General features: G+C 37.0%; 18 protein-coding genes and 1 pseudogene. 3 read left to right on the top strand and 16 right to left on the bottom strand.

Annotated features, from left to right (window positions below; all coding sequences use genetic code 11):
- Window positions 1-43: 43 nt before the first annotated feature.
- From B3C16_RS00800 to B3C16_RS00785, 4 genes are read right to left on the bottom strand one after another with little or no spacing between them, the layout of a single operon-like run.
- Complete coding sequence (locus tag B3C16_RS00800; RefSeq protein WP_291127655.1) at window positions 44-829, bottom strand: energy transducer TonB; 786 nt, start codon at window positions 827-829, stop codon at window positions 44-46.
- Between the two features lie 31 nt (window positions 830-860).
- Window positions 861-1,439, bottom strand: coding sequence for an ExbD/TolR family protein (locus B3C16_RS00795; protein WP_291127652.1), 579 nt, complete (start codon window positions 1,437-1,439; stop codon window positions 861-863).
- Window positions 1,440-1,457: 18 nt separating this feature from the next.
- A complete protein-coding gene (locus B3C16_RS00790; RefSeq protein WP_291127650.1) occupies window positions 1,458-2,087 on the bottom strand; it encodes an ExbD/TolR family protein in 630 nt (209 codons plus the stop codon).
- A 49-nt stretch (window positions 2,088-2,136) separates the two neighbouring features.
- Window positions 2,137-2,958 (bottom strand): MotA/TolQ/ExbB proton channel family protein, encoded by an 822-nt coding sequence (locus B3C16_RS00785; protein ID WP_121312693.1) that lies wholly within the window; start codon window positions 2,956-2,958, stop codon window positions 2,137-2,139.
- Between the two features lie 392 nt (window positions 2,959-3,350).
- Between B3C16_RS00785 and B3C16_RS00780 the strand changes: the two genes are divergently transcribed.
- From B3C16_RS00780 to B3C16_RS00770, 3 genes are read left to right on the top strand one after another with little or no spacing between them, the layout of a single operon-like run.
- Window positions 3,351-4,871, top strand: coding sequence for a helicase HerA-like domain-containing protein (locus tag B3C16_RS00780; RefSeq protein WP_291127646.1), 1,521 nt, complete (start codon window positions 3,351-3,353; stop codon window positions 4,869-4,871).
- Window positions 4,871-5,239, top strand: a complete 369-nt coding sequence (locus B3C16_RS00775; RefSeq protein WP_121312691.1) for a DMT family protein — start codon at window positions 4,871-4,873, stop codon at window positions 5,237-5,239. The genes B3C16_RS00780 and B3C16_RS00775 overlap by 1 nt, the downstream gene beginning before the upstream one ends.
- Before the next feature lie 46 nt (window positions 5,240-5,285).
- A complete protein-coding gene (locus B3C16_RS00770; RefSeq protein ID WP_291127643.1) occupies window positions 5,286-5,651 on the top strand; it encodes a cupin domain-containing protein in 366 nt (121 codons plus the stop codon).
- Window positions 5,652-5,704: 53 nt separating this feature from the next.
- Here B3C16_RS00770 and B3C16_RS00765 read toward each other — a convergent pair whose 3' ends face one another.
- The 12 genes and pseudogenes from B3C16_RS00765 to B3C16_RS00710 all read right to left on the bottom strand — a co-directional run.
- Window positions 5,705-7,045 carry an FAD-dependent oxidoreductase gene (locus B3C16_RS00765; protein WP_291127640.1) on the bottom strand — a complete coding sequence of 447 codons (1,341 nt, stop codon included), beginning with the start codon at window positions 7,043-7,045 and terminating at the stop codon, window positions 5,705-5,707.
- A 136-nt stretch (window positions 7,046-7,181) separates the two neighbouring features.
- The gene (locus tag B3C16_RS00760) at window positions 7,182-9,569 is read right to left on the bottom strand and encodes a penicillin acylase family protein (protein WP_291127637.1); all 2,388 of its coding nucleotides are present in this window, start codon (window positions 9,567-9,569) and stop codon (window positions 7,182-7,184) included.
- Window positions 9,570-9,728: 159 nt separating this feature from the next.
- A complete protein-coding gene (locus B3C16_RS00755) occupies window positions 9,729-10,139 on the bottom strand; it encodes a glycine zipper family protein (RefSeq protein ID WP_121312687.1) in 411 nt (136 codons plus the stop codon).
- 92 nt (window positions 10,140-10,231) lie between these two features.
- Entirely contained in the window at window positions 10,232-11,320 is a 1,089-nt protein-coding gene (locus B3C16_RS00750; protein ID WP_121312686.1) for an agmatinase family protein, read from the bottom strand.
- A 142-nt stretch (window positions 11,321-11,462) separates the two neighbouring features.
- A complete protein-coding gene (locus tag B3C16_RS00745) occupies window positions 11,463-13,517 on the bottom strand; it encodes a T9SS type A sorting domain-containing protein (protein ID WP_291127632.1) in 2,055 nt (684 codons plus the stop codon).
- A gap of 75 nt (window positions 13,518-13,592) precedes the next feature.
- Window positions 13,593-14,870, bottom strand: a complete 1,278-nt coding sequence (gene kynU, locus B3C16_RS00740; RefSeq protein ID WP_291127629.1) for a kynureninase — start codon at window positions 14,868-14,870, stop codon at window positions 13,593-13,595.
- Between the two features lie 316 nt (window positions 14,871-15,186).
- Window positions 15,187-16,236, bottom strand: a complete 1,050-nt coding sequence (gene queA, locus B3C16_RS00735) for a tRNA preQ1(34) S-adenosylmethionine ribosyltransferase-isomerase QueA (protein ID WP_121312683.1) — start codon at window positions 16,234-16,236, stop codon at window positions 15,187-15,189.
- Between the two features lie 153 nt (window positions 16,237-16,389).
- Complete coding sequence (locus B3C16_RS00730; RefSeq protein WP_291127622.1) at window positions 16,390-17,619, bottom strand: 3-phosphoshikimate 1-carboxyvinyltransferase; 1,230 nt, start codon at window positions 17,617-17,619, stop codon at window positions 16,390-16,392.
- Complete coding sequence (locus B3C16_RS00725; RefSeq protein WP_121312681.1) at window positions 17,619-17,945, bottom strand: DMT family transporter; 327 nt, start codon at window positions 17,943-17,945, stop codon at window positions 17,619-17,621. The genes B3C16_RS00730 and B3C16_RS00725 overlap by 1 nt, the downstream gene beginning before the upstream one ends.
- Window position 17,946: 1 nt before the next feature.
- Window positions 17,947-18,273 carry a nucleotide pyrophosphohydrolase gene (locus tag B3C16_RS00720; protein ID WP_121312680.1) on the bottom strand — a complete coding sequence of 109 codons (327 nt, stop codon included), beginning with the start codon at window positions 18,271-18,273 and terminating at the stop codon, window positions 17,947-17,949.
- A 1-nt stretch (window position 18,274) separates the two neighbouring features.
- Window positions 18,275-20,257, bottom strand: coding sequence for a DUF3857 domain-containing protein (locus B3C16_RS00715; RefSeq protein WP_291127616.1), 1,983 nt, complete (start codon window positions 20,255-20,257; stop codon window positions 18,275-18,277).
- Between the two features lie 2 nt (window positions 20,258-20,259).
- Window positions 20,260-20,495, bottom strand: a pseudogene (locus B3C16_RS00710) (transglutaminase); the annotation flags it as partial.

The raw sequence follows: 20,495 nt of genomic DNA, 5'->3' as shown, positions 1-20,495 counted from the left end.
TTAGCGATTTCTTCTTAAAATTATCTATGATTTTTGAAATCATTTATTCGGCTGATTGTATAGAAATCGGTAGCGAGTATAATACCCTAACCTTTTTACCATTCTGCTCACCCGGATTCCATCTCGGACACGATTTCAATACTCTAATGGCTTCTTTTCCGGTTCCGTAACCAATATCTCTAATTACTTTGATATCTGTTAATGAACCATCTTTTTCTACTACGAAAGTTACGAAAATCTTCCCTTTTAATCCATCTTCCTCAGGAACTTGGTAATTTTTCGCAATGAATTTAAAAAATTTCTCTAATCCACCAGGAAAATCAGGTTTTACCTCGATACCCGCTGTGTTGTAGATGTTGTTATCTTCTTCTACTACACTTGGTCCTGTTCCAACCGGCTCAACTGATAAAGGTGCATCAGGATCTCCTTTAATCGTTTCAGCTCCTAGTTTTTTATCCTTAATTTCTTCAACTTTAGGTGGCTCTTCAACAATCTCTTCTGTTTTAGCCACTACCGGTTTTACAAATTTCACCTGATCCTGTTTTGGAGGCGGTGGTGGAGGTGGTGGAAGATTTTCCGGTGGTTTTTCTTTTGGAGGTAACTTGATGGTCACAATCTTTTGATCCAAAGAAGTGTCTTCAGTACCTTCCGGTATTAAGCTAATGATAAGTGGTGCACTTACGGCTAAACCGAATATAACAGCTCCTATCGCTAGTGAACGCAAAGTAGTTTTGGGGTTTTCTTTACGCAACTCATAAGCACCATAGGCTTTGTTGCGTCCCTCAAAAACGATGTCTATCCACTGTCTTTTTAATAAGTCTAATTTCATATTTTTACTTTTTAAAGATTAGCACAAGACATTACTTGTTCATTTCGTCTACTAGTTTTTGTTCTTCAGGAGTGATGTCATTTACAATCGCATAAGATGGAACCTTGCAAATTGCCATTTCATCCAGTATATCAACTAAATTTCTATAGGTTGATTTCTTGCTTGGTTTGATAATTACTATCAATCCGTCCCCTTTTTTATAGGTTGGTAAAGTTTGGCAATACTCATTAACAGAAACTACTCTTTTCAGAATTTCTTTGCGCAAACCATTCTTTCCATAAACCGCATTAGTTGGAGCTCCACCCGGTTCAGGTGTCTCTAACAACCCATGAAACCATTTTATTTGGTTGTCTTTCCCCATGATAATAGTCATGGTTCTTTTTTGGTCAACTTTTATATTATCTTTAGGTTCATCCTCTTTATTCTTATCCGGCAAACCCAAATCCATAGATTGTGGTTTTGATAAAGAGGTCGTCAACATAAAGAACGTAATCAATAAGAATGCCAAATCCACCATGGCAGTAAGATCCACTTTTGCATTGGATTTTTTACTTCTTACCTTTTTACTGCCTTTTTTGCCACCGTCATCGCCGGTATTTAATTCAGCCATTTTATATTATTATTAAAATTAATAATCTTTTCCTCTTAAACCAGTAACTAAATTAAAGCTATTGATTTTTTGGTCTTGTAAAATATCCATCACTCGTTTAATCTGAGGATATTCTTCCTTAGCATCACCTTTGATTGCAAATTGAAGTTCTTTAGTAGCACCTTCATTGATATTTGCCAATCTTGCGCCTTGTATCCAATCTTGTAATTGATTGTTGATAGAGTCATGTGGAATACCGGGTTGCACTCCTTTTTTTACTCTATCCGCAGCTTTCATCGCCAGTAATTGCTTTAAACTTTCAACAGGAACACCAAACTCGTCAACAAGTGCGAATTGGGCTTTTTCTTCCTCTGTAAAAGTCAGTTTGTATTTCTGAGCCATATAATCAAGAGCACCCGAACGAATTGCTCTATCTTTCATTCCATAAAACACTTGTTCCTTACCATCGCTTTTCCCGACTGTTAACATCACCAAACCCGTTTCCGGCAATTTAGTCTGAACAGTGGAAGAAGGCGTATCTACCGGTAACGGCTCCGGCATTTTGGCCGTCGCTGTTAAGATAAAAAAGGTAAGCAAAAGGAAAGCCACATCACACATCGCCGTCATGTCGATGGCGCCTGCTGCCTTATGCGATTTTATTTTAGCCATTTATTTACTTGTTTTTAAATTACAATAAGTAGAATACCTAATTACTGAATTATGATTTTAAACTTCCTCTGAATTTTCTGTATGTGTTCACAATAGTTGAACCTGCCTCATCAATTGAGTAAGTTAAAGTATCGATTTTAGAAGTAAAGAAGTTGTAAGTTACAATTGCTAGGGCAGAAGTTGAGATACCTGTTGCAGTATTGATCAAAGCTTCAGAAATACCATTTGCTAATGCCGCTTGGTCAGGAGTACCTGTAGAAGCTAACGCGCCAAATGCTTTAATCATCCCTGTTACTGTTCCTAATAATCCTGCAAGTGTACCAAGAGCTACAAGTGTTGACAAAATAGTCATGTTTTTTTCTAACATTGGCATTTCCAATGAAGTTGCTTCTTCGATTTCTTTGTGAATTGTTTCCGCAGCTTCTTCGCTCGTAAACCCTTCTTTTTTAACCTCTTGATATTTTACTAGAGCTGATTTGATTGCATTAGCAACAGAACCTTGTTGTTTGTCACAAGCATTGATTGCATCATCAATATTTCCAGCTTTAACGCTAGCTTGTACATTTCTCATGAAAGTATCTAAGTTCCCTTTTCCTCCTGCTTTTGAAATAACAAAGAAACGCTCAATTGAAAATACCACTACCATTAATAATAGTCCCATCAAAACCGGAACAATTGGCCCACCTTTATATACCATTGCTAGGTAATTTCCTGGTAGCGGATGACCTGTATTCACGTTGCCTTCAAAGTTAGCACCATTACCCATTATAAACTGCCAAATTAACCATCCAACAAAAATACATGCTACAATGATGATTCCCGACATCATCCCTAAACCATTCGAACCAGATTCTTTTTTAACGTTTGCCATTTTTTTAAATTTTAAAAGTTTTAATAAATTATAAGTTTTAGTTGTTAATAAACTTGATTAGGAGCAAATTTAATTTTTTACTTCAAATAAAAAAACTTTTTTTAATTTTAATAACATATCGTTTTAAATACACTTTCAAGGGTGTTTCTAACATTTAAAACAATCATTAAATAATAAATAAAAATAAGTCTAATTTTCAAGGTTTTAATACACATTTATTATGTATAACGTGAAAAGTATTGAAAATGTATTTTCACTTCCTCCTTTTTCAATAATTTAAATTTATAACTTTTTTATTCCTGAATGAAAACAATTAACATTTCATAAGTTTTAAAAATTACATTATTTTGCAATACCTTTATATTTACATTAATAAAAACCCAAAAAAGTAAATGGCAACAGCATCCGATTTTTCAAAACACATCAATGACGGCTATACCTCAAAAGGCGAAAGTATTATTCTTGGCGGTGCCATTTTAAACGGCGAAGCTTTAGCAGATACTTTTGTAAAAGTGCCCTTAAAAACATTGAACCGTCACGGATTAATTGCCGGCGCTACCGGAACTGGAAAAACCAAAACTATCCAAGTCCTTTCAGAACAATTATCTTCCTTTGGAATTCCGGTTTTGATGATGGACATTAAAGGCGATTTTTCAGGTATTGCTAAAGAAGGCGAAGAAAAACCATTTATTACAGAACGACATACCAAAATAAACATTCCTTACAACACCGCCAGTTTTCCTGTAGAGCTGATGTCGCTATCCCAACAAGACGGGGTGAGATTACGCGCTACCATTTCTGAATTTGGGCCAGTGCTGTTCTCAAGAATTCTTGATTTAAATGATACCCAAGCCGGTGTGATGGCTGTTATTTTCAAATATTGTGATGACAAACAAATGCCTTTATTGGATTTAAAAGACATCAAAAAAGTAATCAACTTCATCACTGAAGAAGGCAAAGAAGAAATCACGGAACACTATGGGAAAATCTCGACCTCAACCACTGGGATTATCCTTCGTAAAATCATTGAACTGGAACAACAAGGCGGCGATATTTTCTTTGGAGAATTGTCCTTTGAAATAGAAGACTTAATGCGCATTGATGAGAATGGAAAAGGATACATCAATATTATTCGCCTAACCGATATTCAAGACAAACCTAAATTATTCTCAACCTTTATGTTGAGTTTATTAGCAGAAATCTACCAACAAATGCCTGAAAAAGGCGATGCAGACCAACCGGAATTAGTGATTTTTATTGATGAAGCGCATTTAATTTTTAACGAAGCCAGTGATGCGTTGTTAAACCAAATTGAAACCATCATCAAACTCATCCGTTCCAAAGGCATCGGTGTTTATTTTGTAACCCAAAATCCTATGGATGTCCCGGCGAGTGTTTTGGCTCAATTGGGTTTGAAAATACAGCACGCCTTAAGAGCTTTTACTGCCAATGACAGACAAGCGATTAAACAAACTGCTGAAAATTATCCACTATCAGATTATTATAACACTGCCGAAGTATTGACTTCGCTTGGAATAGGAGAAGCTTTTGTAACGGCGTTAAACGAAAAAGGAGTTCCGACGCCTTTAGCAGCCACGATGATGCGCGCACCGATGAGTCGAATGGATGTTTTGACCGAAAGTGAAATTCAACAAATCAATACCAAATCAAAATTGGTTAGAAAATATTCAGAAGAAATCGATCGCGAAAGCGCTTATGAAATGCTGACCAAAAAAATTGAAGCGGCTAATCAACAAGCAGAAGAAACGCAAGAAAGTCAACAAGAAGAAAAGAGAAAAAGCAGTGAACCCAGTACGGCTGAAGTCATTGGTAAATCGGTAACGAAAGTAGTAACCAGCGCCACTTTTATCCGCGGTGTTTTTGGTATCCTAACTAAGCTTTTCAGAAAATAATGAAATCGTTTTTGACCATTGGCTTACTAGTATTATCAAACGTCTTTATGACTTTGGCTTGGTATGGTCATTTAAAATTCAAAGAACTGAAATGGTTTGAAAATGCCGGATTAATCACCATCGTTTTAATCAGTTGGGGATTGGCATTTTTTGAATATTGTTTCCAAGTTCCGGCGAATAAAATAGGGTTTGAAGGCAATGGCGGACCGTTTTCCCTAATGCAATTAAAAGTCATACAAGAAGTCATCACGTTGGTAATCTTTGTGATTTTCTCTTTACTGTTTTTCAAAAATGAAACCTTCCGCTGGAATCACGCCGTTGGGTTTTGCTTTTTGATTTTAGCCGTTTATTTCATATTCAAAAAATAACCATGAAATCGAAGATTCACGAATACAAACACAACAATATAAAAGAATGAGTAATAAATACTTTATCCAAAAAGCACCTTTTGTCGTGCCGACCACAGATGGCAAACTCATCGAAGAACATCACGGGAATGCGACAACCAATAATGCTGACATTTCAATAGCGCACATGATTGCGCCACCTAAATGGGCTGAACCGTTTCAGACGCCGGAGTTTGACGAATACACTTATATCATTTCAGGAAAAAAGCAGTTTGTCATTGAAGAAGAAACCGTAATTGTCGAAGCCGGACAATCCATTAAAATAGAGAAGAATACGCGTGTGCAATATTCCAATCCGTTTGACGAACCTTGTGAATACATTGCTATTTGCCAACCGGCGTTTGATTTTAACAAAGTACATCGCGAGGAATAAAAAAATGACAATACCAATGGCAATAACAATAATTGAATATTGATATTGCTGTCTTATTTCAGTAAATCGATGATTTTTTGCTCGACAGCTTCGCTATTCCAGTTTTCTTCAATATTCGGCATTTGCATTACTTCTTCCATGATTTTGTTTTGGAAATCGCCCAACGCCAACGCTTCGGAATAAGGATGCAAACTAAAAGTTACTCGGCTGTACAAAGGCAACCATTTATCGGGATGTTTGTCGGAGAACCACTTTTCGATTTTTTTTTGTAATAGGAAGTTTTCATCGGCAGTTTTGGTACTCATTTCGATAAAGTTTCGAAGCGATAATTCCGCAATAGCATCGGCATTGGGTTTGCGTGACTTTTGATATTCAGAAAAAATCATTTCCCAATCGTCGCCATATTTTGACATCATTTCGCTTAAAACGGTAATGTCTTCAAATCCGGCATTCATCCCTTGTCCGTAAAAAGGAACAATCGCATGAGAAGCATCGCCTATCAAAGCGACTTTATCCTCAAAAGTCCATGGGTAACATTTCATCATCACCAAATAACTCGTTGGGTTTTTGAAGAAATCTTCGACTAAATCTGGAATCACTTCCTTGGTATCCGGAAAATATTGGGCAAAGAAATTGACTAAAGACTCCTTGTCTTTCAATTGCTCAAAAGAATTTTCGCCTTCAAAAGGCATGAACAACGTACAAGTAAAACTACCGTCTAAATTGGCCAAAGCCATCAACATAAAATTGCCGCGTGGCCAAATGTGTAAAGAGTTTTTATCGACTTTGTGCGTTCCATCGGGATTAGCCGGAATGTGCAATTCTTTGTAGCCGATTTTCATAAACTCTTGTGAGTAATCAAACATGCTTTGGCGCTGCATGCGGTGGCGAATTCTGGAAAAAGCACCATCGGCACCAAAGACTTTGTCATATTTTAACTCAGTCCACTCGCCTCTTTCGGTTTCACCAATGTGCAAAGTTGCGTCTGCTAAGGTGACATCCCAAATTTTATGTTCAAAGAAAAATTCAACGCCTTCGGCTTCTGCCAAATCAATCATTCTGCGGTTTAAAACACCTCTTGACAATGAAAAAATAGCTTCGCCGTCTTTACCATAATATTGATAATTGAGTTTACCGTCTTTTAAATGAATCGCTCTTTTGTCTACCGGAATTCCGATTTTTCGGATTTCATCATCTAAACCAACGTCTTCCATGGCTTTCCAGCCACGAGTTGACATCACCAAATTAATGGAACGACCTGAGAATTCAACCGTTCTAATATCGGGACTACGATCATAAACATGAACATTGTGTCCTTGTCTTTTGAGATAAATTGCCAACAAAGTTCCGACTAAGCCTGAACCAACAACAGCAATTTTTTGAGGATTTTGCATTGAAATTTTATAAACGGTTTTGCAAATTTACTTATTTAAACACAAATTTCACAGATTAACACAGATAAAGCCACCTAAAAAGACAATCTGTTTTTTACTGTTACAATAATTTGTGTTAATCTGTGAAATCTGTGTTTTACTTTTTAGGTTTGAAAACTAATTTAGTCGAAGTCGCTTCAATTTCTTTTTTATTCAACTTCATCTTTCTGAATTTTCCGTTTACAAATAACGCAGCTTGGTCTTTATAATACTTGCTCATTGGGTTGCCTGATTGCCCTGTTGGCAAAACACTCAAACTGTTTTCAATATCTGAAAAGTCGATAATACGTCGTGTTGATGGTCCGCCTTTGACTGGAATTACCGCATCATCGGTGTAAATGAACAATTGGTTATCGATAACTTCATTCGAACCTGCTATCGGAAACGAACCAACATTGAAAAATTTGCTAAACATTTTAACTTTACCAATTGGATGTTGGAAAGTTACTTGGTGCACTTTTCCCCATGTCCACTGCTCCACCTCATTTCCTAATTGTTTTTCCAATGAGGCAATGGCTTCTTTAAACGACTTAGTAAGGACTTCCGATTGGGTTTCTTTTTTCCCTTTTGTATTGATATTGTCCCACCAAGGCGAATTCGCGTTTTGGGTTTGGGCTTCAATCATTTGTTTGACGATATGCGTGCTCAATAATAATTTGAAGTTTTCTTCTCCAAATTCATCTTCCAATGTCGCTTTTAGATAAAAATAGAGCCATTTATTATAAATGGTTGGCGCGATGTCTTCTAAATTATGTGTTGCTTTCCATGTTTGCAAAACATTTAGCGCATCCTTTTCTATTTTTGAAAGTTTAGCCGGATTTATCGGTTTGGTCATATTACCCACTATGGTTTGAGCCGTCGCCGAAGTATTATCGACTATCATTTTAGAAACGTCTTCTTTCGTCCAATCGTTTTTCGGACTTAACAAATTATCGATTCTTGTTGCTCTGTCTTTGGGTAAATAATAACCTGGATACAAATAGCCGTCAATCGGTGTTGGTTGGTTATTCGAACTATACACATAATGCCACGGTGGATTTATCGCCTGAGGATTTTTGGCAAAAGCCAGAAACTCTTTCTTGTCATCGATACCATTAGCACCGTTAAGAATGAAATTGGTATTGACACTTTGATCGACTTTATACAATTTCCCCGAAGTTATCCAGGCGATATTGCCTTTGGCATCGCCATACATAATATTCAATCCCGGCGCGTGAATTAATTCGATATTTTTGTGAAAGCTTTCCAGGTTTTTAGCATGTGACAACGCATAAACTGCATCGAGTATTTGGTTTTTTTGTTGGGTATATATCCAATGCATCGCAACAAACTTATCGGTTTTCAAACCGTCTAACAATCCTGTTATAATTGGACCGTGCTTACTGGTTTTTACATTTAGTTTGACATCGATGCTGTCTTTTACTTTGATGGTTTTTTGTTTGTAAGTGTAGTTTTTATAACCTTCCTGCGTTTTGTATTGTTTTGGATTATTCGGATTTTCTGCTTCTTGAAAAAAATCAACATCGTCGTTTTCAAACATCGTTAAACCATAAGCATAATTGTGATTGTGACCTAATAACGGAAAAGGCGTTCCGGCGATGTAATAACCATAGATTTCATAATCCGGACAAACGATGTGTGCTTCGTACCAAGTTCCGGGTTGGGAATGCATAATGTGTGGATCATTGGCCAAAATTACTTTGCCGCTTTTAGTCTTTTCGCCACCAATTACCCAACTGTTGCTACCAATAAAAGCCGGAACCGGAGAAGCTTCGAGCAAATTCGCAACCGATTTTGAGATTTCGCTGTATGCTGCGTATTTTCCTTTAAATGACTTTAGTTGTTGCGTACTTAATTCGCCTTGGATTCCGAAATCTTTTAGATATTCCATTCCAAATCGGTCGCGAATATCGGTCAATAAAGGATCTGTTTTTTGTGCCATCGCAAAGCTAAAAGACATAAATCCAAAAATATTATAAACGTCCTTTAACGTAAATTTCTCTTGCTCAATGCCGAGTAATCGGATTTCAATCGGTGTATCTCCTTCGGCAATGTATTGATTGATCCCTTTGAGATAGGCTTGCGCCAGAATATAAGTTGGCGAGTTTTTATCCAATTGCGAGACTGCGGTAGTCGAATTTTCATCGATACCAATTCCTGTAAAGAACTTATCTGTTTTCAAAGCAGCACCTCCAAAAATTTCGGAAAGTTTTCCCGGAGCAATACGTCGCAAGAGTTCCATTTGCCAAAGTCGGTCTTGCGCATGAACATAACCCAAAGTGGTCATGGCATCTTTTTGAGTAGCGGCATAAATATGTGGCACACCATAATCGTCAAAGTATACCGTTGTCGATTTTGATATATTTGTTAAGCTAACTTCTCCCTCATATTTGGGTTTTGTAGTTTGAAGATAACCAAAGAAAGCTATTGCTATCACCACTATTAAAATTAAGAGAATGTAGATAAATTTCTTAAAGTATTTCATGATTAAAATGTTTAATAACAAATATAATCAAATTGTTTATGCTATTGAATGAGGGGCAATTTGACTCCCATAACATTTAAAAAAGGACGGTAGTTTACTTAAATTTCAAAACAAAAAACCCAGCCATAGCCGGGTTTTTAATATATAATATATATAAAATTATTTTTTCTTATCATCGATAATGGCTCCGGTTCCTGCGCCTACTCCGGCTCCCGCCAAACCACCAATAATGGCACCTTCGGCTTTTTTCTTACTTATCGCCGCTCCAGTTATGGCGCCAACTCCGGCTCCAATTACGGCTCCTTTAGCAGCACCACTCCATTTTTTTCTTTGAGGTGCAGCAGCTGCCGGTGTCTGCTGATTTACAACCACTACTTGTTTTTCCATTAAAACTTTCTCATTTTCTACTTTCATAGAATCGATGATTCGTTGTTTCTCAGCGACAGCGTTCATAGAATCAATGGTAGTCGTCCGAATATCTGAATCAACCACACCTTGTTTGTCTGTATTTTTACACGAGTTCAAACTTAAAACTCCTACTGTTGCTAAAATCATTACTATACTTCTCATTACATAAAATTTTAAGGTTATGAGGCAAAGTAACAGCAAAAATCAATTAGATGATTTACATGATTTAACGTAAAAGTTATAACATTTGGGTGCTAACTCCTTGGGAAATTAATTTTCTGGCCAACATTCAATCCACTGTTTTTAGCTAAAACGCCACACATATGAAATAACATTCTGGCTCCAACATTGCCATCCCAATCGTCAGTTTCTCCCGGCGCTACTTCGACTAAATCAAAACCTATGATTTCTTTACCGCTTTCGGCTAATTTATTGAACAAATACGTAGCTTGTTCAAACGAAAACCCACCCGGAACCGGAGTTCCTGTATTGGGGCAATACCATGGATACATACCGTCAATGTCAAAACTAACGCAAACTTTTTGCGGCAAGGTTGCTATAATCGCATCACATTGTTGCGCCCATGTTTTACCTTCAAACATTTCCGCTTTTAAATCGGCGTCAGTGTTTATTAACACTCTTCCTTTAGATTGATTCACGACCTCAACTTCCTGTTCACAGAAATCACGAATTCCAACTTGAACTATTTTAGAAATCTGAGGAATTTGCAAAGCGTTATACATAATTGAAGCATGCGAATAAGTAAAGCCTTCGTAAGCAATTCTCAAGTCCATATGCGCATCCAAGTGCAAAATTCCGAAGTTATCATGCATACTGGCTAACGCTTCATAATATCCTAATGGCGTTGAATGATCGCCTCCTAATAGCGCTACTTTTTTACCTTGTTTTGTCCAAAACAAAACTTTTTCTTTTACTTCAGTATGCAAGTCACGACACACTTTGTTGATTTTATCCAAATCAGCTTTCAATGCCGGATAATTCTCGACTGCTTCACCGCTTTCGAGCAATTCAATTATCGGTTGGGCCAATGCTTTGTATTGATCCGAGTTATTTTTCCAATGACTTGGTGCTTCATCTAAATAAATTCCGAGTTTCCATAATTCAGGAAAATCTTGGTGATTTAAATCCACTTGGAAGGAAGCATCTAATATCGCTTCCGGTCCTTCAGAAGCGCCGGCGCCGTAACTTACGGTTACTTCCCAAGGCACAGGAATAATAACAATTTCACTTTGTTCTGCTGAAAAGGGCAATCCAAAAACCGTTGCATCGGCTAAACCGGGTTGGCTTGGATCAAAACTATCTATTATTTGTTGTTTGGTCATTTTACTTTAAGGTTCTAAGACGCAAAGATACTAAGGTTCTGAGGTTTTTACAAGATTTGTTTTTTGAGGCATTTGGATTTTAATTGGCATAAAAAAACCACAACGATTGCTCATTGTGGTTTTAGGTATCTTGAAATAAAACTTATTCTTTAATGAACTTTCTACTTACTTTGGCAGTGTTAAAAGTTACAGTGTAAACTCCTGAAGCCAAATTGGAAACATCAATACTTTGTTCATTTGAAGTAATGGCTTTATTCATGACCAATTGACCAAGGATGTTGTGAATAGATACACTTTCGTTGCTCTCAAATTCTCCTTTTACTGTGATAACATTAGTAGCTGGATTTGGATACATGATAAAGTTGTTTCTCACGTTTTCGTTTATGTCTAGGAAAGGTAAAACGGTAAGATTGAAAGTTCTAGTAACCGTTGAACCGCTGGTGGCCACCATAGTTATAGAATAAGTTCCCGGAGCTAAAACTGTCCCAACAACCGGAGATTGTGTTAAACCGGCATCACAACTATTTGTGATTGGATTAGCTAATTCGGCATAACTTGGTAAAGTATATGTATTAGTAACACCAGCCTGAACCGTTTGATTAGGAATAGGATTCATTCTTAAAGAAATTGAAGGCATTATATACCCGGCTTCTTCGAATTTTTCTGTCATAAAGGCAACATCTGCACATGGATAGTTCATATCCATAGCCGCAGTTCTTACTGCAATAGCCGCATTTTGTTGGTTTGTATTGCTTGTGGTTAAATCTAAACCATTAAGAAATGCTTTGTCTGTTTTTTCTCTTCCGATTCCATCCCAAATTTTCATTAAAACAGTACCCCAAATTTGACCATCGGTATGAATTTGACCCACTAATCCACCACTGTATGAAGCTCCATAATCGGTGGTTCTTCCATTCCAAAAAGTATTGTGTCCATCCCAACCAAAAACCCAATTATAATGTGGTGCACTTGATGCCCATTGATTCAAACTTCTGCTGTAAGAAACCGCCCAATAATCTCCTGAACCTTCACTTAAACCGTTAACTTGTGACAATCCGCCACCGGTTATCCAGTCGTGTAATCCGTGTCCTAATTCGTGTAAAACCACATCGGCATCTTCTGCATCGTCAACACCACCTTCTCCAAACTGTAATTGACCATTTGAATAAAATGAATTGTCTTGACTACTAGCGCCATGAGGGTCAAAGAAAACCACACCGGCATTAGCTGCTTGGTAAGGCACGCATGGAATACCTAAAGTTTCATTGATGTAACGCATGCTCTTATCAATATGGTAAAAAGCATTAACCGCTTCAAATCCATCTTCCGATCTTGTGAAATTAAAAGCTGAAGATGATTGGGTAAAAAGACCTTTGGCAGGAGCACCCAATTCCTTGATTTCAGCATAAGTACTTTTTAGTTTATAAACACCACCGATCAAATCAATTTGCGGTAACGTAACAGAAGTTCTTGCATTGTTCAACTGAGTCGTTGCAGCGTCATTCCCATCAGTATATCCTGCAGCTCCATAAGCAACACCAGCTTGAGAAAGTGGATCAGGATTAAACACCATTCCGGTTCCGGAAACAAAAGCTAAAGGTGCCATTGATACTGGAGGATTACTCTCTTCTTTTTGGTGTTTGTGTTTGTTATAATAGTAAGCAATATCGTTTGTGCTTAAAACCTCTCCGGTTTGGGCATCCACAATGGTTTCCCAACTTCCTGCTTTAGAAAATGAATCGGTTACAACTCTGTAAACTAATTTAGTTCCGCCAAGCTTATCATATACTACCAATTTGTTTTCTTGGAAAGTAATATCTCCTGAAATCTCCAATGCTTGATTGGAAATGGCAATTGCACTTTCTTTAGTAATGGAAGGTGTTGTATTAATATCAGCGATTGAAGCTTTATACGTTGAAGTCGTGCTTGTAATTTCACCATAAGGAGAAAAATGCACTAATATTTCTGAATCAAAAACAGGCACACCATTTTTCAATTGTTGGAATCGAAGTGTTTCCCCGGCTTGTGTTTTTCTAACAAATCGAAGTGAAAAAGTATCATCAGGATTGATTAGCAATTCTTTTTCATTTTCTTTTATCCATAATCTTGATTCTTTTTCTTTTTCTGAAACTTGGGCATTGCTTGTCGCTATAAAGACAAAAAAAGCAACGATTCCAAAATGTAATTTAGTTTTCATTTCTATTTTTTTTGGTTTGTGGTATAAGTCAATAATATATTGCAAATCAACGAATTGTTTTTTATAAAACCAATATTATTTGGTTAAAATTCCACGTTTTAAGATTTGTCCGAACTCATACATATCTTCATAAGAACAATAAAAAGGAGCTGGTGCCAGGCGGATTACGTTGGGTTCACGCCAATCGGTAATCACCCCGTTTTTCATTAAATAATCGAACAAACTTCTGCCTTGACCGTGAAGAAAAACGGACAGTTGACAAGCCCTTTCTTCTTGATTGTTTGGCGTGATGATTTCAAATTCAGTGCCGTCAATGGCTGCGTCAATTTCGTGAAGGATAAATTCTAAGTAAGCGGTCAATTGGTTTCTTTTTTTGATTAGCTTTTCCATGCCTACTTCGGCGAACATCTCTACCGAAGCCAAATAAGGTGCTAAAGACAAAATTGGTAAGTTGCTCACTTGCCAGCCATCGGCACCGTGAACCGGGTCAAATTGGGGTTCCATTTTAAAACGACGCTCTTTATTATGTCCCCACCAACCGGCAAAACGAGGTAAATCGGCATGATGGTGTTTTTCATGCACAAAACATCCCGAAGCATTTCCCGGTCCGGAATTCATGTATTTGTAACTGCACCAAGCGGCAAAATCAACATTCCACTCGTGTAACTTTAATTCGATGTTTCCGGCGGCGTGAGCCAAATCAAATCCGACGATTGCACCCACTTTGTGTCCGGCTTCGGTGATGGTTTTCATATCGAAAACTTGTCCGGTGTAATAATTCACACCACCGATTAATACTAAGGCTAACTCATCGCCTACTTCATTGATTTTGGCTACAACGTCTTCCAAGCGGATGTTGTGTTCACCTTCTCTGCGTTTGATTTCAACTATAGCATCTTCGGTTTTGTAACCTCTAAAGTTCACTTGACTTTGGAACATGTATTGGTCCGAAGGAAAGGCTTTCTCTTCGCAAATGATTTTATATCGAGTAGTTGTTGGTTTGTAAAAAGATACCATTAACAAGTGTAAATTCACCGTCAAAGTATTCATTACTGTAATTTCGGAAGGTTTTGCACCAACTATTCCGCTTAAAGGATTAGCGAATCTTTCGTGGTAATCCCACCAAGGTTTTTCGGCGTAGAAATGGCCTTCAACGGCTAGATTTCCCCAATCGTTCATGACCTCATTTACGTATTTTTTAGTCCGTTTAGGTTGTAAACCCAAAGAGTTTCCGGTAAAATAAATGACGTTTTTACCATTGTGTTTTGGAAAAATGAACTCATTTCGGTAGTGATGCAATTCGTCTTGAGAATCTAATTGTTGTGCAAATTCGCGGGTATTTTGAAAAGTCATGTGTGTGGTTTAGTTTAATTTCATTCAGTTCGGCCATTCGGCCTCGTGTGAGGTGTAAAAGTAAAAAAAAGGGATAAGAAAAAAGGGATAAGGAATAAGTTTTAATGTGCAGATGACCTTAGCCCTGATTGCAGTGGAAATCCTTTATAGATTTCCTTTCCGGAAATCTATAAAGATTGTAACGGAAAGCGGGACACAAGCTCCTAAAAGAGCGAACTGGCGAAGCAAATGGCTCCAAAAAAAATCCCAACATTACTGTTAGGATTTAGTATATAAAACGGTCTTCGACTCCCGAAGCTTCGGGACAGACTTACATTTAGATAATTAACATTGCATCTCCATAAGAGTAGAAACGGTATTTTTCTTTGATGGCTTCTTCGTAAGCTTTTTTCATTAAATCATGACCGCAGAAAGCTGAAACCATCATCAATAAAGTTGATTTTGGCGTATGGAAATTGGTCACCATACAATCGGCGATGCTGAAATCGTAAGGTGGAAAAATGAATTTATTCGTCCAACCTGTGTAAGGATTCATGGTTCTTGCTGAAGAAACCGAACTTTCAATCGCTCTCATCGAAGTAGTTCCGATACAGCATATTTTTTTCTTTTTCACTTTGGCACTGTTGACAATGTCGCAAGCTTCTTGGGAAATGATTAGTTCTTCGGAGTCCATTTTGTGTTTAGACAAATCTTCTACCTCAACCGGATTGAACGTTCCTAAACCAACATGTAAAGTCACCTCGGCAAAGTCAATTCCTTTGATTTCTAATCTTTTCAATAAATGTTTGGAGAAGTGCAAGCCGGCTGTTGGAGCCGCCACTGCGCCTTCTTCTTTGGCATAAATGGTTTGGTAACGCTCGGCATCGTCTTCATTTACTTCGCGGTTGATGTACTTTGGAATCGGCGTTTCTCCTAATTCGGTTAATTTTTTTCTGAATTCGGTGTACGAACCATCGTAAAGGAAACGCAAAGTTCTTCCGCGAGAAGTGGTGTTATCAATAACTTCCGCTACTAATGAATCGTCTTCTCCAAAATATAATTTGTTTCCAATTCTGATTTTACGTGCCGGATCTACTAATACATCCCAAAGACGTTGTTCAGCATTTAGTTCTCTTAATAAGAAAACTTCAATACGCGCGCCGGTTTTTTCTTTGTTTCCGTACATACGCGCCGGAAAAACTTTGGTATTGTTCAAAATCATTACATCGCCATCGTCAAAATAATCGATAATGTCTTTGAATAATTTGTGTTCAATGGTTTTGGTTTTTCGGTTAACGACCATCAATCTTGATTCGTCGCGGTTTTCTACAGGAAATTCAGCTAGTAATTCGGTTGGTAAATTGAATTGAAAGTGAGATAATTTCATTTGAAAGAGTTATAAGTTATAAGTTATGAGTTATGAGTTACCATAATTTTAACTGCGTGCAAATATACTATTGTGAGATAGGCGTTGTCAAGTAAAAAGAGGTTTATTTTTGTAAAAGGTTCTGAGGTGCTAAGTTACTTAGGTTCTAAGGTTTTATTTCAATTCTGAAATGGCAAATCCTATGCTCTTTAAATCTTCCCAAAAGCTCGGATATGATTTTGAAACTACTTCGGCATCCTCAATCACGATTGGAACTTTTAGTGCCAATGGTGCGAAAGCCATTGCCATTCGGTGGTCTTGGTAGGTCTTAACAGCAACATTTTCATTTATCGCTACTGATGGTTCCAAAGTCAAACTGTCGTTGGTAACAGACACAATGGCTCCGAGCTTGGTTAATTCCATTTTTAAAGCTTCCAGTCTGTCGGTTTCTTTAATTTTTAGTGTATGCAAACCGGTTAAATGACAACCTATTCCTAACCCGAAGCAAGTAACCGCAATGGTTTGGGCGATGTCTGGAGAGGAATTTAATTGACAATTGACAATTGATAATTGACAATTACCAGCCTTTCTCAAAACTATTGTATTGTTTTCAAAAACTGTTTCTACTCCGAAATATTTATATATTTCTACCAAAGCGCTGTCGCCTTGCAGGCTGTTTTGTTTGTAACTGGAAAGTGTTATTTCAGTTCCGATTTTTGACAACGCTGTAATTGAGTAAAAATAGGATGCTGAAGACCAATCTGATTCAACTACAAGAGATAAGGGATAAGGGATAAGGGATAAGTTTTCAACACTGATTTTATTGCCGACGAAAGCCGTTTTTACGCCAATTTCATTGAGTAAAGCTAAAGTCATTTTGATATAAGGAAAAGAAGTGATTTCACCTTCTAAGGTTAGTTCGATTCCGTTTTCTAATTTGGGCGCGATGAGTAAAAGTGCCGAAATATATTGGCTACTGACATTCGCCGGAAGAGAAACTTTCCTTTGTATTAGCTTTTTGCCTTTGATTCTGATTGGCGGAAAACCATCGTTTTCTTCGTAAGTGATTTCGGCTCCGAGTTGTTGTAACGCTTCTACTAAAATCTTGATTGGACGTTCTTTCATTCGGGACGAACCGGTTAAAACCACTTCGCTGTTTTCCTGAATGGCGAAAAAAGCGGTAAGAAAACGCATAGCGGTTCCGGCGTGATGTACATCTACAAGGTTGGAAGCTCGCAATGCTTTAGCCATGACCTCGGAATCATCGGAGTTGGAGGTATTTTCCAAGGTAAGATTTGGATATAACGCTTGGAGCAATAGCAAACGGTTTGTTTCCGATTTGGAACCGGTAATTTTGATTAAAGATTGCTGATTAACAATTGATGGTTTTAGTTGTAAATCCATTATTTAGAAACAATTTTCAATCCGACTATAGATAAAATTAAAGTTGAAATAAAAAATACGCGCCAAAAAGTAGCGGGTTCTTTGAATACAAGAATCCCAACCAAAACGCTTCCAACAGCGCCAATTCCGGTCCAAACAGCATAAGCGGTTCCGATGGGTAATTCTTTAGTAGCTTTTACCAATAAAAACATGCTAATGGTCAGGCAAACTAAAAATCCCCCGTACCAAAACATTGAAATATTCCCCGAAGTTTCTTTGGCTTTGCCTAAACAAGTGGCAAAACCTACTTCAAACAATCCGGCGATAATTAGTAAAATCCAACTCACTTTATTTTAGTTTTTCGTTGTTCTGATGTCTATCGTGATCGCGATTGGTTTTTAAATCCAGTTTTTTATCAAATGCCGCTTGCAAATCGATTCCAGTTTGGTTCGCCAGGCACAAAACTACAAAAACAACATCGGCCAGTTCTTCGCCAAGGTCTTTATTTTTATCGCTTTCTTTTTCGGATTGTTCTCCGTAGCGACGGGCTATGATTCGGGCTACTTCTCCAACTTCTTCGGTGAGTTGTGCCATATTGGTCAATTCATTAAAATACCGAACACCGTGATTTTTGATCCAGTGGTCTACTTCTTGTTGGGCGTTTTTGATATCCATTTTACATTCTCTTTAAAACGATTTTTTCCGTTTGCTTGTTGATCATTTCTTTGTAGAAGCTTTTCAACGCTTCATAATATTCCGAACCTATAACGGCTTGATTCATGTCAAAGGTATAAAGTAATTGAACTTGATTACCTGTTGTTAAAATATTATATTTCATGCCGGCTAAATTGTCCGGCATTGCTATCGCCTTTGGATCAGGGATTTTTTCTATTGAATAGCCCTCAGGGATTTTGATACTAATATTAAATTTTTGTTGGTGTGGAAACACAAAATCAACCGGATATTTTCTGGTTTCTTGTTTGAATGGATTTTCAGTTAAAGTAAAAAACAACAAAGGTGCAACATACATTTTATCTCCAATAATTTCAACCGAATTACTTGATATAAAAGCATAATTTTCAATGGTGGGTTTTGAAAAATCAGTGGTTTTTTGAACAGTGTATTCTGAAACTTCGAGCCCTTGATAAGTCTTTTCAAGCTTTTCTATTAAGCTTTCCGTAGTATATCCGTCATTTTTTTGTTCGAAAACATAGGCATTGTATTCCCAATATTGGTTTCTGACTTTTCCTAATGCTTCACCTTCGTTGTTAATAGTTACCAAAATATTAGTTGAAGTATGAGAATTTATTTTGGGCATCAAATCAATTTCCTCCGATGTTCCGTCTTTTTTCATCAAAACCCCAAACTGATTCAGAGCTCTGACAGGTATAAAATTAACATTAGAAATTTTGTCCGTAGCATCTAGTAAATAAACTTTGCCTTTTATATTTACTGAGGCAATTACGTAATTAAGGAAAGTTTTATTAGGGAATGCCGCTAAACCATTATCTCTGGTACTTAATAAAATAGGATAAGCTTCTAGCCCGCTTAGTCTGAGCATTGCCGTTAAAATAAGATTGATTTCAGCGACATTACCGGTTCTCTCGTCATACGCTTTATCAATTTCTTTTCTCGGATAATAGCCGTAATTGCCATCCCAATTCATTCTGTTTTTAAGATGATTGAATACTTTATTCATCTTAGTTTCCAGAGAATCTGTTTCTTTTACGATTGTTCTTAAATCGTCAATAAAATATTTGTTTTTCTCTAGCTCGCCACCAAATTCTTTTTGACTATAAATAGATTTGGCTATATCATTCCAAGTCGTTGCGATTGGTTTTGGTTTTTCTTCGGGCATTCTGATAACTTCTAACTCGTGCTTTATTTTACTGTAGTAGTTATTAATATTATTTACATACTCTTCTTCTTGTAATGCTGGAATATTTTGAGCCTTATAAGATGTTTTTACTTGTTTATAATTCATCGTCATCGTTCTGCTATATTGATCATCAAACGACTGGGAAGCGTTTTCCAAAACGGCATCAGTTTCGATCTCGGCATAACCTGTTTTGATGCCTTTATAGATATAGAATTCAGGGATTTTAGTAGTGTATTCTACTTTGTCTACCGGAATTTCATATTGGTACTGAAAATCGGGTAACTCGGTTAAATTTTCAGTTTTTAGTTGATAATTAAGCTCAATTATGGAACCTACTTTTACATTGGGAAAGGTAATTTTCTTGACATTCCAATTTTCATTGATTCTGTCTTTAAATTTACTTTCTCCTGCTACCTTTACTTTGATGATTTTGTCATTTTCCAGATTATAAGTATAGGCTTTCTTGATTTCCACTGCTTCATCTTCTAAAAACTTATAACCTATGTAGTAAGGAATTTGAAAGTCAGCCCATTTAAGTCCTTTATTTTTATAAATCTTTATTTTTAAAGCTATTTCAGTATAGGAAGTAAATCCTGATTTGACGGAATACTTGAAATAAGTTCTTCCTTTTTTATATAAAATGGCTGCTGGTGCTGAAGTATCTTTTTCATGTTTGATTTGCTTCAGTTCAGTTTTTGTTACCTCTTCGATACCTAATGATTGAGAATAGACATTGGTAATGACAATCGCAAAAAGAAACAACATCCAATTTCTAAACATGGCTATACTTTTTTAAGCACAATTTTTTCTGTTTGCTTGTTGATCATTTCTTTGTAAAAATTTTTCAACGCTTGATAATATTCCGAACCTATGATGGCTCGGTTGATATCTAAGGTAAATATTACCTGGACTACATTTCCGTTGTTTGAAAGATTATACTTGAAACTACCCATTTCTTCGGGCATACTGACCGCTTTAGGCTGTGGTAAAGTTTCTACAACATATCCTTCAGGAATGG

The organism is Flavobacterium sp. UBA7682 (genome assembly GCF_002482945.1).
Taxonomy (GTDB): Bacteria; Bacteroidota; Bacteroidia; order Flavobacteriales; family Flavobacteriaceae; genus Flavobacterium.
Note: the sequence above shows the minus strand (reverse complement) of the source record. Positions and strands in the feature narration are given on the sequence as shown.

Bases quoted from the DNA above. Each gene is read 5' to 3' on its own strand.
- B3C16_RS00800 (WP_291127655.1), bottom strand. From the start codon at position 829: ATGAAATTAGACTTATTAAAAAGACAGTGGATAGACATCGTTTTTGAG.
- B3C16_RS00795 (WP_291127652.1), bottom strand. From the start codon at position 1,439: ATGGCTGAATTAAATACCGGCGATGACGGTGGCAAAAAAGGCAGTAAA.
- B3C16_RS00790 (WP_291127650.1), bottom strand. From the start codon at position 2,087: ATGGCTAAAATAAAATCGCATAAGGCAGCAGGCGCCATCGACATGACG.
- B3C16_RS00785 (WP_121312693.1), bottom strand. From the start codon at position 2,958: ATGGCAAACGTTAAAAAAGAATCTGGTTCGAATGGTTTAGGGATGATG.
- B3C16_RS00780 (WP_291127646.1), top strand. From the start codon at position 3,351: ATGGCAACAGCATCCGATTTTTCAAAACACATCAATGACGGCTATACC.
- B3C16_RS00775 (WP_121312691.1), top strand. From the start codon at position 4,871: ATGAAATCGTTTTTGACCATTGGCTTACTAGTATTATCAAACGTCTTT.
- B3C16_RS00770 (WP_291127643.1), top strand. From the start codon at position 5,286: ATGAGTAATAAATACTTTATCCAAAAAGCACCTTTTGTCGTGCCGACC.
- B3C16_RS00765 (WP_291127640.1), bottom strand. From the start codon at position 7,045: ATGCAAAATCCTCAAAAAATTGCTGTTGTTGGTTCAGGCTTAGTCGGA.
- B3C16_RS00760 (WP_291127637.1), bottom strand. From the start codon at position 9,569: ATGAAATACTTTAAGAAATTTATCTACATTCTCTTAATTTTAATAGTG.
- B3C16_RS00755 (WP_121312687.1), bottom strand. From the start codon at position 10,139: ATGAGAAGTATAGTAATGATTTTAGCAACAGTAGGAGTTTTAAGTTTG.
- B3C16_RS00750 (WP_121312686.1), bottom strand. From the start codon at position 11,320: ATGACCAAACAACAAATAATAGATAGTTTTGATCCAAGCCAACCCGGT.
- B3C16_RS00745 (WP_291127632.1), bottom strand. From the start codon at position 13,517: ATGAAAACTAAATTACATTTTGGAATCGTTGCTTTTTTTGTCTTTATA.
- kynU (WP_291127629.1), bottom strand. From the start codon at position 14,870: ATGACTTTTCAAAATACCCGCGAATTTGCACAACAATTAGATTCTCAA.
- queA (WP_121312683.1), bottom strand. From the start codon at position 16,236: ATGAAATTATCTCACTTTCAATTCAATTTACCAACCGAATTACTAGCT.
- B3C16_RS00730 (WP_291127622.1), bottom strand. From the start codon at position 17,619: ATGGATTTACAACTAAAACCATCAATTGTTAATCAGCAATCTTTAATC.
- B3C16_RS00720 (WP_121312680.1), bottom strand. From the start codon at position 18,273: ATGGATATCAAAAACGCCCAACAAGAAGTAGACCACTGGATCAAAAAT.
- B3C16_RS00715 (WP_291127616.1), bottom strand. From the start codon at position 20,257: ATGTTTAGAAATTGGATGTTGTTTCTTTTTGCGATTGTCATTACCAAT.